The sequence below is a fragment of the Citrobacter sp. EC_71 genome, from assembly GCF_019584005.1.
GTDB lineage: Bacteria > Pseudomonadota > Gammaproteobacteria > Enterobacterales > Enterobacteriaceae > Citrobacter > Citrobacter werkmanii.
In genome coordinates this window covers 1-13,288 of the sequence record NZ_VDAY01000001.1, presented here as the reverse complement: position 1 = coordinate 13,288, position 13,288 = coordinate 1, and the positions used below count along the sequence as shown (strand labels likewise).

Below are 13,288 nucleotides of genomic sequence, written 5' to 3'. Positions count from 1 at the left end.
GTGATGGCCCGATGGCGCTGCGCTTATCGGGCCTACGGCTTGCACCTGATGTAGGCCGGATAAGACGCGTAGCGTCGCCATCCGGCAATCAGGCGTTCTGGTTCAGCGCTCTGGCGTACATGCGCCCTTCGGCGGCCAGCGCCAGCAGGCTTGGGTCGCGCTCGCGGTTGCGGGCAAAGACGATGGCGATAAGCTGCTGCATCTGATACGGCTCGGCGAGCTTTTGCAGCTTCACGGTATTTTCATACATCTTCTTCATTCGCCCCGGCATCAAACAGAAACCCACCCCTGCCTGTACCAGACTGAGCATGGAGAAGATGTCGTTCACCCGCGTGACGATCTCCGGCTCAAATCCGGCGATATGAAACGCTTCCTGGAAACCGGCGTAGGTGGCAAACCCTTCCGCCAGCGAGACAAACTTTTCATGGCGATAGTGGCGCAGGTCCGCCTTCGCGGTGGTATCCAGCCCAGCGGTCATCGGCGCGGCAAGGTAGATATCGTCGTGGAACAGGGGCAGCACTTCGAGGCTTTTGCGGTCGATTTCGCTTTCTGAAATGGAGATGAGGATGGCGTCCAGCACGCCATCTTCCAGCATTTTCAGCAGCGCCTCGTTAGAGCCCATGGTGAGGTCCAGCTCCAGATCCGGGCGGCGCAGCTTCATGCCCATAATCAGGTGCGGTACCGTCTCCAGCGTCAGCGAGTAGAGCGTGCCCACACGTAAACGGCCCTGACCGACGCCCGCCGTTTTGCGGGCCTCTTCCAGCCCGCGTTCCATCAGTTGGGTGACTTCCTGACAGTACTCCAGCAGCGTCCACGCTGCGGGCTGGGCTATCAGGTTGCGGCCTTTATGGACGAACAGCGGGCAACGAACGTTCTCTTCCAGCGTGTGCAACGCCCGGTGAACGCTAACGCCGCTGATATTCAGCACCTCGGCGGTACGGGCGATGTTGCCCTTCTCCATAAAGGTCATGAAGATGGTCAGCTTGCGGAAGGTAATGTCATCGGTGATTGACAGGTTCATCGGCCGCCCTCGGAGGTTAGTCGTTCTGCATCATCTGTTCGAGCTGCTCATGCGCCTCCAGCCACGCCATTTCGCACTCCTCCAGCCCGGATTTGGCGCTGGCCTGCAGCTGCAGACACTCGGTCATTTCCGCTTTACGGCTAGGGTCGTACAGGCTGCTGTCGCCGAGCTTCTCTTCCGCCTGCGCCAGCTGGGCGTTGAGTTTTTCCATCTCTTTTTCCAGACGGGTAATCTCTTTACGCAGCGGCTGCGTTAGGGTGCGGAGTTCAGCTTCGCGACGCTTCTGATCCTTACGCGCCTGGGCGCTGTTCACGCTCTCCTTCGCCGGTTCGTCGCTCTGGTTTTCCTGTTTCTGCACATCGCTCAGCCACTGTTGATAATCTTCCAGATCGCCGTCAAACGGCTCGACTTTCTTGTCGTGCACCAGATAGAGGTCGTCGGTGGTGGAGCGAATCAGATGACGGTCGTGCGAGACCACGACCAGCGCGCCTTCGAAATCGATCAGCGCTTCGGTCAGCGCCTGACGCATATCCAAATCCAGGTGGTTAGTCGGTTCATCAAGCAGCAGCAGGTTCGGGCGCTGCCAGACGATCAGTGCCAGTACCAGACGCGCCTTTTCACCGCCGGAGAAGCGGCGAGTCTCTTCGCTGACTTTATCGCCCTGGAAGCCGAATCCGCCGAGGTAGTCGCGCAGTTTCTGCTCCAGCTCCTGCGGCGCCATGCGCGCCAGATGCTGGATGGGCGATTCATCGGCACGTAAAAACTCCAGCTGATGCTGTGCGAAGTAACCCAGTTTAATGCCCTTGGCGAGCCCGATTTCACCGCTGATGGGGGCCAGTTCGCCCGCCAGCAGCTTAATCAGGGTTGATTTACCCGCGCCGTTACGACCGAGCAGGCCGATGCGTGAACCCGGCACCAGATTCAGTTTGATCGAATCGAGAATGACGCGATCGCCATAGCCGGCGCTGACCTTCTCCATCTTCAAGAGCGGGTTTGGCAGGCTTTCCGGTTGACGGAAGCTGAAGTGGAACGGGTTGTCGACATGCGCAGGGGCAATTAGCTCCATGCGTTCCAGCATTTTGATACGGCTCTGCGCCTGTTTTGCTTTCGTTGCTTTAGCGCGGAAACGATCGATATAGCTTTGCAGATGCGCCACGCGCTCCTGCTGGCTTTCGTACATTGCCTGTTGCTGTGCGAGGCGGGTCGCACGCTGGATTTCAAACGCGCTGTAGTTGCCGGTGTACTCGAACATGGTTTGCTGTTCGATATGAATAATTTTATCCACCACCGGATCGAGAAAGTCGCGATCGTGGGAGATCAAAATCAGCGTGCCCTGATAGCTTTTCAGCCATCTTTCCAGCCAGATCACCGCGTCGAGATCGAGGTGGTTGGTGGGTTCATCGAGCAGCAGTAGGTCTGAACGGCAAATCAGCGCCTGGGCCAGGTTGAGACGCATACGCCAGCCACCGGAGAAGTCGCTGACCGGGCGCTCAAGCTGTTCGTTGGAGAAGCCGAGGCCATGCAGCAGGCTGGCGGCGCGTGAGCGCACGGTCCAGGCGTCGATGGCATCCAGCTTGCCATGGACGGTGGCAATGGCATGTCCATCGTTACGTTCGTTGGCGTCGTTCAACTGCGCTTCCAGTTGACGATACTCGCGGTCGCCGTCAATGACGTACTCCAGCGCGGGCTGTGGCAACGCAGGCGTTTCCTGATTCACCCACGCGAGCTGCCAGTTTCCCGGATAGGTAAATCCTCCAGCGTCGGCGCTGAGTTCATTTTTCAGCAATGCCAGCAGGGTAGATTTACCGCAGCCATTTTTACCCACCAGGCCAACCTTCTGCCCTGGATTAATGGTGGCCGTGGCATTGTCCAGCAAGACGCGCACGCCGCGACGAATTTGTAACGATGAGAAAACAATCATAAGGCGCCGTATGTTCAGACTATGTTAATTTATCATTATGATAATGTAATGTGCGGGCCGTTTGCCGCACCGAGGCGCAATGGTAGCCCAAAACGTCGAAAATAGACAAAAGACAAAACCGGGAGGGGGATGATGTTCCAGCCAGCGAAAGTCTTGCTGCTGTATGCCCATCCGGAATCTCAGGACTCGGTCGCGAACCGTGTTCTGCTTAAACCGGCCATGCAGCTCAGCAATGTTACCGTGCACGACCTTTACGCGCACTATCCTGATTTTTTTATCGATATTCCGCATGAACAGGCGCTGCTGCGTGAGCATGATGTGATTGTTTTTCAACATCCTCTCTACACCTATAGCTGCCCGGCGCTGTTAAAGGAGTGGTTTGACCGCGTACTGAGCCGCGGATTTGCCAGCGGTCCCGGAGGGAATCAACTGGCGGGAAAGTACTGGCGAAGCGTCATTACCACCGGTGAACCCGAAAGCGCATACCGTTATGACGCGCTGAACCGTTATCCGATGAGCGATGTACTGCGCCCTTTTGAACTAACGGCCGGTATGTGCCGCATGCACTGGATGAGCCCAATCATTGTTTACTGGGCAAGGCGGCAAACGAAGCAGGAACTGGACAGTCATGCTAAAGCGTACGGTGACTGGCTGGTGAATCCGATTCCTGTGGGAGGCCGCTGATGGAAGGCTCTGATTTATTGACAGCGGGAGTGTTGTTCCTCTTTGCGGCGGTAGCTGCGGTGCCGCTGGCATCGCGGCTGGGTATTGGCCCGGTATTAGGGTACTTGCTGGCGGGGATCGCTATCGGCCCGTGGGGATTAGGATTCATTAGCGATGTGGATGAAATCCTGCACTTTTCCGAACTGGGCGTCGTCTTTTTGATGTTCATCATTGGGCTGGAACTTAACCCGGCCAAGTTATGGCAATTGCGGCGTTCAATTTTTGGTGTCGGTGCCGCGCAGGTGATGCTGAGCGCAGTGGTGCTGGCTGGCTTGCTGATGCTCACTGCGTTCTCCTGGCAAGCGGCAGTGGTCGGCGGCATTGGTCTGGCGATGTCATCGACCGCTATGGCGCTACAGTTGATGCGCGAAAAAGGCATGAACCGTAGCGAATCCGGGCAACTGGGTTTTTCTGTGCTGCTGTTCCAGGATTTGGCAGTGATCCCTGCACTGGCGCTGGTTCCACTGCTGGCGGGGTCTGCCGATGAACATTTTGACTGGATCAAAGTGGGCATGAAGGTGTTGGCTTTCGCCGGCATGTTGATTGGCGGACGCTATTTGCTGCGCCCTGTTTTCCGCTTCATTGCGGGTTCTGGCGTGCGGGAAGTGTTCACCGCTGCTACGCTGCTGCTGGTACTGGGTTCTGCGCTATTTATGGATGCGCTGGGATTGTCGATGGCGCTGGGAACGTTTATCGCGGGCGTGCTGCTGGCGGAAAGCGAATACCGCCATGAGTTGGAAACGGCAATCGATCCTTTTAAAGGTCTGTTGCTCGGACTGTTTTTTATCTCCGTTGGCATGTCGCTCAATCTCGGCGTGCTCTATACCCATATTCTGTGGGTAGCGGCGAGCGTAATCGTGCTGGTGGTCGTAAAAATGCTGGTGCTGTATGTGCTGGCACGACTGAACGGCATGAGAAGCTCTGAACGAATGCAGTTTGCCGGCGTGTTAAGCCAGGGCGGTGAATTCGCTTTCGTGCTGTTTTCAACGGCATCCTCGCAACGACTGTTTCAGGGCGATCAAATGGCGCTACTGCTGGTGACCGTCACGTTGTCGATGATGACCACGCCGCTGGTGATGAAGCTGATTGATAAATGGCTCTCCCGCCAGTTTAACGGCCCGGATGAAGAAGATGAAAAACCCTGGGTGGAGGATGATAAACCGCAGGTCATTGTCGTGGGGTTTGGGCGTTTTGGTCAGGTTATCGGTCGCTTACTGATGGCCAATAAAATGCGTATTACCGTCCTGGAGCGAGATATCAGCGCGGTGAATTTGATGCGCAAATATGGCTATAAGGTCTATTACGGTGATGCCACCCAAGTGGATCTGCTGCGTTCCGCGGGGGCTGAAGCGGCACAATCCATCGTCATTACTTGTAATGAACCCGAAGACACCATGAAACTGGTGGAACTTTGCCAACAGTACTTTCCGCATTTACATATTCTTGCGCGAGCGCGCGGACGTGTAGAGGCACATGAGTTATTACAGGCTGGTGTGACGCAGTTTTCCCGCGAAACCTTCTCCAGTGCGCTGGAGCTGGGGCGTAAAACGCTGGTTACGTTGGGGATGCATCCGCACCAGGCTCAGCGTGCTCAGCTGCATTTTCGGCGGCTCGATATGCGCATGTTGCGGGAACTGATCCCCATGCATACCGACACGGTACAAATCTCGCGAGCCAGGGAAGCCCGGCGTGAACTGGAGGAGATCTTCCAGCGTGAGATGCAGCAAGAACGACGTCAGCTGGATGGCTGGGATGAATTTGAGTAGAGGTAATCATGGCAATTCGTAAACGTTTTATTGCAGGCGCAAAATGTCCGTCCTGCCAGGCACAGGATTCGCTGGCGATGTGGCGCGAAAATAATATCGATATTGTTGAGTGTGTTAAGTGTGGTCATCAGATGCGGGAAGCCGATAAAGAGGCGCGCGAACATGTTCGCAAAGAAGAGCAAGTGATCGGGATTTTTCATCCGGACTAGCGATATGGCGCAGCTTTTTTTAAGCTAGAGGGTACACAGGTGCAGAATTCCGCTACAATCTGCGCCACTATTCTTTCCATGCTCAGGAGATATCATGAAAGTAGCAAAGGACCTGGTGGTCAGCCTGGCCTATCAGGTACGTACAGAAGACGGTGTGTTGGTTGATGAGTCTCCGGTGAGTGCACCGCTGGACTACCTGCATGGTCACGGTTCTCTGATTTCTGGCCTGGAAACAGCGCTGGACGGTCATGAAGTTGGCGACAAATTCGACGTTGCTGTTGGCGCAAACGACGCGTACGGTCAGTACGACGAAAACCTGGTGCAGCGCGTTCCTAAAGACGTCTTCATGGGCGTTGACGAACTGCAGGTTGGCATGCGTTTCCTGGCTGAAACTGACCAGGGTCCAGTACCGGTAGAAATTACCGAAGTGGAAGACGACCACGTTGTGGTTGACGGTAACCACATGCTGGCTGGTCAGAACCTGAAATTCAACGTAGAAGTTGTTGCTATCCGCGAAGCGACCGAAGAAGAACTGGCTCATGGCCACGTTCACGGCGCGCACGGTCACGACCACGATCATGACCACGGTCACGATGGTTGCTGCGGTGGTCACGGCCACGATCATGGTCACGAGCACGGTGGCGAAGGCTGCTGCGGCGGTGGCGGTAAAGGTAACGGCGGCGGCTGCGGTTGCCACTGATCGGTATGATTGCCTGATGGCGCTACGCTTATCAGGCCTACTGTAGGCCGGATAAGACGTTTACGTCGTCATCCGGCACAAAAAAGCGGGGATATCCCCGCTTTTTTTACGTCTCAATAATGTGGCGGCGGGGTCTCTTCGGACTGAGACGCGATGTGGGACGGCTGCGTGGCTTTCAGCTTCTCAGTCAGCAGACGCAGATGATCGCGTAGTTTGGCCATTTCCAGTTCATGCGCAGTTACCGTCACGTTGAGCTCTTCAATGGTGATTTCCTGAAATGCCAGGCGGCTTTCCAGCTCGGCCAGGCGAGTTTCCAATGTTGTATCCTGCATGATTCACCTCTTTCTTTTTTCTCCGGCAGATCGCGGACTGCGGCGAATTCTACTTAACTTTGCCTGTTTGCACAGCACTCAATCTTCAGCAACGAAACTAATTTAAACAAAAAGAGTCTGAAAAGTGGTGATAATAGGGCGTGCCTGTATGTTGATTTGTTCTGCAACGCTTTATAGTACATTTTTATGTTAGATAACCCTGGGGTGAGATGCCCCGGCCCTGGAGAGATGGATGAAATCACTGTTTAAAGTAACGCTGCTGGCGACCACAATGGCTGTTGCTCTGCATGCCCCGATCACCTTCGCTGCTGATGCTGCGAAACCAGCCGCTACTGCTGACAGCAAAGCAGCATTCAAGAATGACGACCAAAAAGCCGCTTACGCGCTGGGCGCGTCCCTGGGTCGTTATATGGAAAACTCCCTGAAAGAGCAGGAAAAGCTGGGCATCAAACTGGATAAAGATCAGCTGATCGCTGGCGTTCAGGATGCGTTTGCTGACAAGAGCAAACTGTCCGACCAGGAAATCGAACAAACTTTGCAGGCGTTTGAAGCGCGTGTGAAGAGTTCCGCTCAGGCGAAAATGGAAAAAGACGCGGCTGACAATGAAGCCAAAGGTAAAGTTTACCGTGAGAAATTTGCTAAAGAGAAAGGCGTTAAAACCTCTTCCACTGGCTTGATCTACAAAGTAGAGAAAGAAGGTACTGGCGCAGCGCCGAAAGACAGCGATACCGTGGTTGTAAACTACAAAGGTACGCTGATTGATGGTAAAGAGTTTGACAACTCCTACACCCGTGGCGAGCCGCTCTCTTTCCGTCTTGATGGTGTTATCCCTGGCTGGACCGAAGGCCTGAAAAATATCAAGAAAGGCGGTAAAATTCAGCTGGTTATCCCACCAGATCTGGCTTACGGCAAAACCGGCGTTCCGGGTATTCCGGCCAACTCTACGCTGGTGTTTGATGTTGAACTGTTAGATATCAAACCGGCACCGAAAGCCGAGGCGCAGCCAGATGCTGCACCGGCCGATAAAGCTGCAGACAGCAGCAAAAAGTAAGCGAACAGTAACCGCCGCCCACAGGGCGGCGGTTTTTTATTATCGACAGAATATAATTAATACTGGAAAGCGCCTTGTGCGCTGTATTACTTTAGATGCCCCTATAATAGTGATGAGCCTGCCCTGACAACATAACGACAGGCTCCTGAAAAGGAGTGCTTTTTTTCATGTCCAGGTCGCTTTTAACCAACGAAACCAGTGAGCTAGATTTACTGGATCAACGTCCTTTCGATCAAACTGACTTCGATATCCTTAAATCCTATGAAGCGGTAGTGGACGGGTTGGCGATGCTCATTGGTTCCCATTGTGAAATCGTATTGCACTCTTTGCAGGATTTGAAATGCTCGGCTATCCGCATTGCGAACGGTGAACACACGGGCCGTAAAATTGGCTCACCGATAACCGACCTTGCATTGCGTATGCTGCATGATATGACGGGTGCGGATAGCAGCGTGTCGAAGTGTTACTTCACGCGCGCGAAAAGCGGTGTCTTGATGAAGTCGGTGACGATTGCCATTCGTAACCGAGAGCATCGCGTGATTGGTCTGCTGTGCATCAACATGAACCTCGATGTGCCATTCTCGCAGATAATGAATACCTTTATCCCACCGGAAACCCCAGAAGTGGGTTCTGCCGTGAACTTTGCTTCTTCTGTAGAAGATTTGGTCACCCAGACGCTGGAATTCACGATCGAAGAAGTGAATGCCGATCGCAATGTTTCCAATAATGCGAAAAACCGCCAGATTGTCCTGAATCTGTATGAGAAAGGTATCTTCGATATTAAAGATGCGATTAACCAGGTCGCCGATCGGTTGAATATCTCCAAGCACACGGTCTACCTCTATATTCGCCAGTTCAAAAGCGGCGATTTCCAGGGGCAAGACAAGTAATGCGCTTTACCATCATGGTGACGGGACCTGCTTATGGTACACAGCAGGCGAGTAGCGCGTTGCAATTTGCCCACGCGCTACTTAAAGAAGGGCATGAGTTATGCAGCGTCTTTTTCTATCGTGAAGGTGTGTATAACGCTAACTTCCTGACTTCGCCCGCCAGCGATGAGTATGATCTGGTACGGGCCTGGCAACAGCTGAATCAACAATATGGCGTGACGCTGAATATCTGTGTTGCTGCGGCGTTGCGTCGTGGTGTTGTTGATGAGGCTGAAGCAAAGCGGCTTGGACTGGCAGGTGCTAATTTACAATCAGGTTTTAATCTCAGCGGGCTGGGTTCGTTGGCTGAGGCGTCCTTGACCTGCGATCGCGTGGTGCAGTTTTAATGAAACGTGTTGCTTTTGTTTTTTCTACCGTGCCGCACGGCAGCGCATCCGGCCGTGAAGGGTTAGATGCATTACTGGCGACATCTGCGCTCACGGAAGATCTCGGCGTGTTTTTTATCGGCGATGGCGTCTTCCAGATCCTCCAGGGTCAACAACCGGACGTCGTCCTGGCACGAGACTATATCGCAACGTTCAAGTTGTTGGGGTTGTACGATATCGATCAATGTTGGCTTTGCGCCGCCTCATTACGTGAGCGGGGGCTTCAGCAGGGTGTTAATTTTGTGGTTGATGCCACGGCGCTGGAACCTGAAGATTTACGCCGTGAGCTAGGCAACTATGACGTCATTTTAAGGTTTTGAGACTCTCATGCTGCACACACTACACCGCTCCGCGTGGCTTACCGATTTCTCCTCTCTTCTTCGCCTGATTGAAAAAGACGATGAACTTTTATTGCTCCAGGATGGCGTGACGGCGGCAATAGAAGGAAGCCGTTTCCTTGAAAGTCTGCAAAACGCCTCCATTAAGGTCTCTGTGCTGGAAGAAGACATTAAAGCTCGCGGGTTAGATGGTCAAATTTCAGACAGTGTCGTCAGGGTTAGCTATACTGACTTCGTCAGACTTACGGTGAAGCATCCCAACCAGATGTCCTGGTAATTGCGGGATCGTTGTATATTTCTTGACACCTTTTCGACACCGACCTAAAATTCTGCGTCCTCATATTGTATGAGGTCGTTTTATTACGTGTTTACGAAGCAAAAGCTAAAACCAGGAGCTATTTAATGGCAACAGTTAACCAGCTGGTACGCAAACCACGTGCACGCAAAGTTGCAAAAAGCAACGTGCCTGCGCTGGAAGCATGCCCGCAGAAACGTGGCGTATGTACTCGTGTATATACTACCACCCCTAAAAAACCGAACTCCGCACTGCGTAAAGTTTGCCGTGTTCGTTTGACTAACGGTTTTGAAGTGACTTCCTACATCGGTGGTGAAGGTCACAACCTGCAGGAGCACTCCGTGATCCTGATCCGTGGCGGTCGTGTAAAAGACCTCCCGGGTGTTCGTTACCACACCGTTCGTGGTGCGCTTGACTGCTCCGGCGTTAAAGACCGTAAGCAATCACGTTCCAAGTATGGCGTGAAACGTCCTAAGGCTTAATGGTTCTCCGTTAAGTAAGGCCAAACGTTTTATATTAATGTCAAACTAAACTCTTAGAGTTTTGGACAATCCTGAATTAACAACGGAGTATTTCCATGCCACGTCGTCGCGTCATTGGTCAGCGTAAAATTCTGCCGGATCCGAAGTTCGGATCAGAACTGCTGGCTAAATTTGTAAATATCCTGATGGTAGATGGTAAAAAATCTACTGCCGAAACTATCGTATACAGCGCGCTGGAGACCCTGGCTCAGCGTTCTGGTAAAAACGAACTGGAAGCTTTCGAAGTAGCTCTCGAAAACGTGCGCCCGACTGTCGAAGTTAAGTCTCGCCGCGTTGGTGGTTCTACTTATCAGGTACCAGTTGAAGTCCGTCCGGTCCGTCGTAATGCCCTGGCAATGCGTTGGATCGTTGAAGCTGCTCGTAAACGCGGTGATAAATCCATGGCTCTGCGCCTGGCGAACGAACTTTCTGATGCTGCAGAAAACAAAGGTACTGCAGTTAAGAAACGTGAAGACGTTCACCGTATGGCAGAAGCCAACAAGGCGTTCGCACACTACCGTTGGTAATCCCTTCGGAGTTTTAGTCACCAGGCGGGCGCTTCTAGTAAGCAGCCCGCTTTGGGCTACTTAAATTGAACGCCTAAAAGATAAACGAGGAATCAAATGGCTCGTACAACACCCATCGCGCGCTACCGTAACATCGGTATCAGTGCGCACATCGACGCCGGTAAAACCACTACTACCGAACGTATTCTGTTCTACACCGGTGTAAACCATAAAATCGGTGAAGTTCATGACGGCGCTGCCACCATGGACTGGATGGAGCAGGAGCAGGAGCGTGGTATTACTATCACCTCCGCAGCGACTACTGCATTCTGGTCTGGTATGGCTAAGCAGTATGAACCGCATCGCGTAAACATCATCGACACCCCGGGGCACGTTGACTTCACTATCGAAGTAGAACGTTCCATGCGTGTGCTTGATGGTGCAGTAATGGTTTACTGCGCAGTTGGTGGTGTTCAGCCTCAGTCTGAAACCGTATGGCGTCAGGCAAACAAATATAAAGTTCCGCGCATTGCGTTCGTTAACAAAATGGACCGTATGGGTGCGAACTTCCTGAAAGTTGTTGGTCAGATCAAAACCCGTCTGGGCGCGAACCCTGTTCCGCTGCAGCTGGCGATTGGCGCTGAAGAAGCGTTCACCGGTGTTGTTGACCTGGTGAAAATGAAAGCCATCAACTGGAACGAAGAAGATGCAGGCGTAACCTTCACTTATGAAGATATCCCGGCTGACATGCAGGAACTGGCTGACGAATGGCACCAGAACCTGATCGAGTCCGCTGCAGAAGCTTCAGAAGAGCTGATGGAGAAATACCTGGGTGGTGAAGAACTGACTGAAGAAGAGATCAAAAAAGCTCTGCGTCAGCGTGTTCTGAACAACGAAATCATCCTGGTAACCTGTGGTTCTGCGTTTAAGAACAAAGGTGTTCAGGCGATGCTGGATGCGGTAATTGATTACCTGCCATCCCCAGTCGACGTACCTGCGATCAACGGTATTCTGGACGACGGTAAAGATACTCCGGCTGAGCGTCACGCTAGCGATGATGAGCCGTTTGCTGCTCTGGCATTCAAAATCGCTACTGACCCGTTCGTGGGTAACCTGACCTTCTTCCGTGTGTACTCTGGTGTGGTTAACTCCGGTGACACCATCCTGAACTCCGTGAAAACTGCACGTGAGCGTTTTGGCCGTATCGTTCAGATGCACGCCAACAAACGTGAAGAGATCAAAGAAGTTCGCGCGGGCGATATCGCTGCTGCAATCGGTCTGAAAGACGTGACCACTGGTGACACTCTGTGTGACCCGGATCACCCGATCATTCTGGAACGTATGGAATTCCCTGAGCCGGTAATCTCCATCGCGGTAGAACCGAAAACCAAAGCTGACCAGGAAAAAATGGGTCTGGCTCTGGGCCGTCTGGCTAAAGAAGACCCGTCTTTCCGCGTATGGACTGACGAAGAATCTAACCAGACTATTATCGCTGGTATGGGTGAACTGCACCTCGACATCATCGTTGACCGTATGAAGCGTGAATTCAACGTTGAAGCGAACGTCGGTAAACCTCAGGTTGCTTACCGCGAAGCGATTCGCGCGAAAGTTACCGATATCGAAGGTAAACACGCCAAGCAGTCTGGTGGTCGCGGTCAGTACGGTCATGTTGTTATCGACATGTACCCGCTGGAGCCGGGTTCAAACCCGAAAGGCTACGAGTTCATCAACGACATCAAAGGTGGTGTAATTCCTGGCGAATACATCCCGGCCGTTGATAAAGGCATCCAGGAACAGCTGAAATCCGGCCCGCTGGCTGGTTACCCGGTTGTTGATCTGGGCGTGCGTCTGCACTTCGGTTCTTACCATGACGTTGACTCCTCTGAGCTGGCGTTTAAACTGGCCGCTTCTATCGCCTTCAAAGATGGCTTTAAGAAAGCGAAACCAGTTCTGCTTGAGCCTATCATGAAGGTTGAAGTAGAGACTCCGGAAGAGAACACCGGTGACGTTATCGGTGACTTGAGCCGCCGTCGTGGTATGCTTCGTGGACAGGAATCCAACGTCACTGGCGTTGTTATCCATGCTGAAGTTCCGCTGTCTGAAATGTTCGGATATGCAACCCAGCTGCGTTCTCTGACCAAAGGCCGTGCTTCTTACTCCATGGAGTTCCTGAAGTACGACGATGCGCCGAACAACGTTGCTCAGGCCGTTATTGAAGCCCGTGGTAAATAAGCCACAGGATTAAAACCTAAGTCCCGTGCTCTCTCCATAGGGGAGAGCACTATAGTAAGGAATATAGCCGTGTCTAAAGAAAAATTTGAACGTACAAAACCGCACGTTAACGTCGGCACCATCGGCCACGTTGACCACGGTAAAACTACCCTGACCGCTGCAATCACCACCGTACTGGCTAAAACCTACGGCGGTGCTGCTCGTGCATTCGACCAGATCGATAACGCGCCGGAAGAAAAAGCGCGTGGTATCACCATCAACACTTCTCACGTTGAATATGACACCCCGACTCGCCACTACGCACACGTAGACTGCCCGGGCCACGCCGACTATGTTAAAAACATGATCACCGGTGCTG

16 protein-coding genes are annotated in these 13,288 nt (G+C 52.9%); 13 read left to right on the top strand and 3 right to left on the bottom strand.

The annotated features are described in order from the left end of the window. Positions 1 to 88 precede the first annotated feature (88 nt). Together FHD02_RS00080 and FHD02_RS00075 are read right to left on the bottom strand one after the other, a co-directional pair. Entirely contained in the window at positions 89 to 1,021 is a 933-nt protein-coding gene (locus FHD02_RS00080) for a LysR family transcriptional regulator (RefSeq protein WP_137361487.1), read from the bottom strand. Between the two features lie 16 nt (positions 1,022 to 1,037). Further along, a complete protein-coding gene (locus FHD02_RS00075) occupies positions 1,038 to 2,942 on the bottom strand; it encodes an ABC transporter ATP-binding protein (RefSeq protein WP_220393423.1) in 1,905 nt (634 codons plus the stop codon). Between the two features lie 132 nt (positions 2,943 to 3,074). Between FHD02_RS00075 and kefG the strand changes: the two genes are divergently transcribed. The 4 genes from kefG to slyD all read left to right on the top strand — a co-directional run bounded on the left by kefG (position 3,075) and on the right by slyD (position 6,340). After that, on the top strand, positions 3,075 to 3,626 hold the full coding sequence (kefG, locus tag FHD02_RS00070; protein WP_024136663.1) for a glutathione-regulated potassium-efflux system ancillary protein KefG: 552 nt from the start codon (positions 3,075 to 3,077) through the stop codon (positions 3,624 to 3,626). Then, positions 3,626 to 5,431 carry a glutathione-regulated potassium-efflux system protein KefB gene (gene kefB, locus FHD02_RS00065; RefSeq protein ID WP_038634774.1) on the top strand — a complete coding sequence of 602 codons (1,806 nt, stop codon included), beginning with the start codon at positions 3,626 to 3,628 and terminating at the stop codon, positions 5,429 to 5,431. The genes kefG and kefB overlap by 1 nt, the downstream gene beginning before the upstream one ends. An 8-nt stretch (positions 5,432 to 5,439) precedes the next feature. Next, positions 5,440 to 5,640, top strand: a complete 201-nt coding sequence (locus FHD02_RS00060; protein ID WP_005121675.1) for a YheV family putative zinc ribbon protein — start codon at positions 5,440 to 5,442, stop codon at positions 5,638 to 5,640. A gap of 94 nt (positions 5,641 to 5,734) precedes the next feature. Then, positions 5,735 to 6,340 (top strand): peptidylprolyl isomerase, encoded by a 606-nt coding sequence (slyD, locus tag FHD02_RS00055; protein WP_003023634.1) that lies wholly within the window; start codon positions 5,735 to 5,737, stop codon positions 6,338 to 6,340. 113 nt (positions 6,341 to 6,453) lie between these two features. Here slyD and FHD02_RS00050 read toward each other — a convergent pair whose 3' ends face one another. Then, positions 6,454 to 6,672 carry a protein SlyX gene (locus FHD02_RS00050; RefSeq protein WP_038634770.1) on the bottom strand — a complete coding sequence of 73 codons (219 nt, stop codon included), beginning with the start codon at positions 6,670 to 6,672 and terminating at the stop codon, positions 6,454 to 6,456. A gap of 232 nt (positions 6,673 to 6,904) precedes the next feature. On the opposite strand from FHD02_RS00050, the gene fkpA reads away from it, so the two are divergent. The 9 genes from fkpA to FHD02_RS00005 form a co-directional block, all read left to right on the top strand. Continuing rightward, complete coding sequence (gene fkpA / locus FHD02_RS00045) at positions 6,905 to 7,723, top strand: FKBP-type peptidyl-prolyl cis-trans isomerase (protein WP_042312080.1); 819 nt, start codon at positions 6,905 to 6,907, stop codon at positions 7,721 to 7,723. Positions 7,724 to 7,890: 167 nt separating this feature from the next. Beyond that, complete coding sequence (locus FHD02_RS00040) at positions 7,891 to 8,613, top strand: transcriptional regulator (protein WP_003023643.1); 723 nt, start codon at positions 7,891 to 7,893, stop codon at positions 8,611 to 8,613. Further along, the gene (tusD, locus tag FHD02_RS00035; RefSeq protein WP_042312083.1) at positions 8,613 to 8,999 is read left to right on the top strand and encodes a sulfurtransferase complex subunit TusD; all 387 of its coding nucleotides are present in this window, start codon (positions 8,613 to 8,615) and stop codon (positions 8,997 to 8,999) included. Before FHD02_RS00040 ends, tusD begins: the two co-directional genes overlap by 1 nt. Beyond that, positions 8,999 to 9,358 carry a sulfurtransferase complex subunit TusC gene (gene tusC / locus FHD02_RS00030; RefSeq protein WP_042312086.1) on the top strand — a complete coding sequence of 120 codons (360 nt, stop codon included), beginning with the start codon at positions 8,999 to 9,001 and terminating at the stop codon, positions 9,356 to 9,358. The genes tusD and tusC overlap by 1 nt, the downstream gene beginning before the upstream one ends. 7 nt (positions 9,359 to 9,365) lie before the next feature. After that, positions 9,366 to 9,653 (top strand): sulfurtransferase complex subunit TusB, encoded by a 288-nt coding sequence (gene tusB / locus FHD02_RS00025; protein ID WP_038634759.1) that lies wholly within the window; start codon positions 9,366 to 9,368, stop codon positions 9,651 to 9,653. A 125-nt stretch (positions 9,654 to 9,778) separates the two neighbouring features. Beyond that, positions 9,779 to 10,153, top strand: a complete 375-nt coding sequence (gene rpsL, locus FHD02_RS00020) for a 30S ribosomal protein S12 (RefSeq protein ID WP_003023654.1) — start codon at positions 9,779 to 9,781, stop codon at positions 10,151 to 10,153. Positions 10,154 to 10,248: 95 nt separating this feature from the next. Then, positions 10,249 to 10,719: a 30S ribosomal protein S7 gene (gene rpsG / locus FHD02_RS00015; RefSeq protein WP_003023657.1), complete on the top strand. Its 471-nt coding sequence runs from the start codon at positions 10,249 to 10,251 to the stop codon at positions 10,717 to 10,719. Positions 10,720 to 10,815: 96 nt separating this feature from the next. After that, a complete protein-coding gene (gene fusA, locus FHD02_RS00010) occupies positions 10,816 to 12,930 on the top strand; it encodes an elongation factor G (RefSeq protein ID WP_038634754.1) in 2,115 nt (704 codons plus the stop codon). Positions 12,931 to 12,999: 69 nt separating this feature from the next. Then, positions 13,000 to 13,288, top strand: a 289-nt coding sequence (locus FHD02_RS00005) for a GTP-binding protein (RefSeq protein ID WP_000031683.1), incomplete at its 3' end; no start/stop codon positions are given.

Coding starts and splice junctions, on each gene's coding strand:
- FHD02_RS00080 (WP_137361487.1), bottom strand. CDS start 1,021: ATGAACCTGTCAATCACCGATGACATTACCTTCCGCAAGCTGACCATC.
- FHD02_RS00075 (WP_220393423.1), bottom strand. CDS start 2,942: ATGATTGTTTTCTCATCGTTACAAATTCGTCGCGGCGTGCGCGTCTTG.
- kefG (WP_024136663.1), top strand. CDS start 3,075: ATGTTCCAGCCAGCGAAAGTCTTGCTGCTGTATGCCCATCCGGAATCT.
- kefB (WP_038634774.1), top strand. CDS start 3,626: ATGGAAGGCTCTGATTTATTGACAGCGGGAGTGTTGTTCCTCTTTGCG.
- FHD02_RS00060 (WP_005121675.1), top strand. CDS start 5,440: ATGGCAATTCGTAAACGTTTTATTGCAGGCGCAAAATGTCCGTCCTGC.
- slyD (WP_003023634.1), top strand. CDS start 5,735: ATGAAAGTAGCAAAGGACCTGGTGGTCAGCCTGGCCTATCAGGTACGT.
- FHD02_RS00050 (WP_038634770.1), bottom strand. CDS start 6,672: ATGCAGGATACAACATTGGAAACTCGCCTGGCCGAGCTGGAAAGCCGC.
- fkpA (WP_042312080.1), top strand. CDS start 6,905: ATGAAATCACTGTTTAAAGTAACGCTGCTGGCGACCACAATGGCTGTT.
- FHD02_RS00040 (WP_003023643.1), top strand. CDS start 7,891: ATGTCCAGGTCGCTTTTAACCAACGAAACCAGTGAGCTAGATTTACTG.
- tusD (WP_042312083.1), top strand. CDS start 8,613: ATGCGCTTTACCATCATGGTGACGGGACCTGCTTATGGTACACAGCAG.
- tusC (WP_042312086.1), top strand. CDS start 8,999: ATGAAACGTGTTGCTTTTGTTTTTTCTACCGTGCCGCACGGCAGCGCA.
- tusB (WP_038634759.1), top strand. CDS start 9,366: ATGCTGCACACACTACACCGCTCCGCGTGGCTTACCGATTTCTCCTCT.
- rpsL (WP_003023654.1), top strand. CDS start 9,779: ATGGCAACAGTTAACCAGCTGGTACGCAAACCACGTGCACGCAAAGTT.
- rpsG (WP_003023657.1), top strand. CDS start 10,249: ATGCCACGTCGTCGCGTCATTGGTCAGCGTAAAATTCTGCCGGATCCG.
- fusA (WP_038634754.1), top strand. CDS start 10,816: ATGGCTCGTACAACACCCATCGCGCGCTACCGTAACATCGGTATCAGT.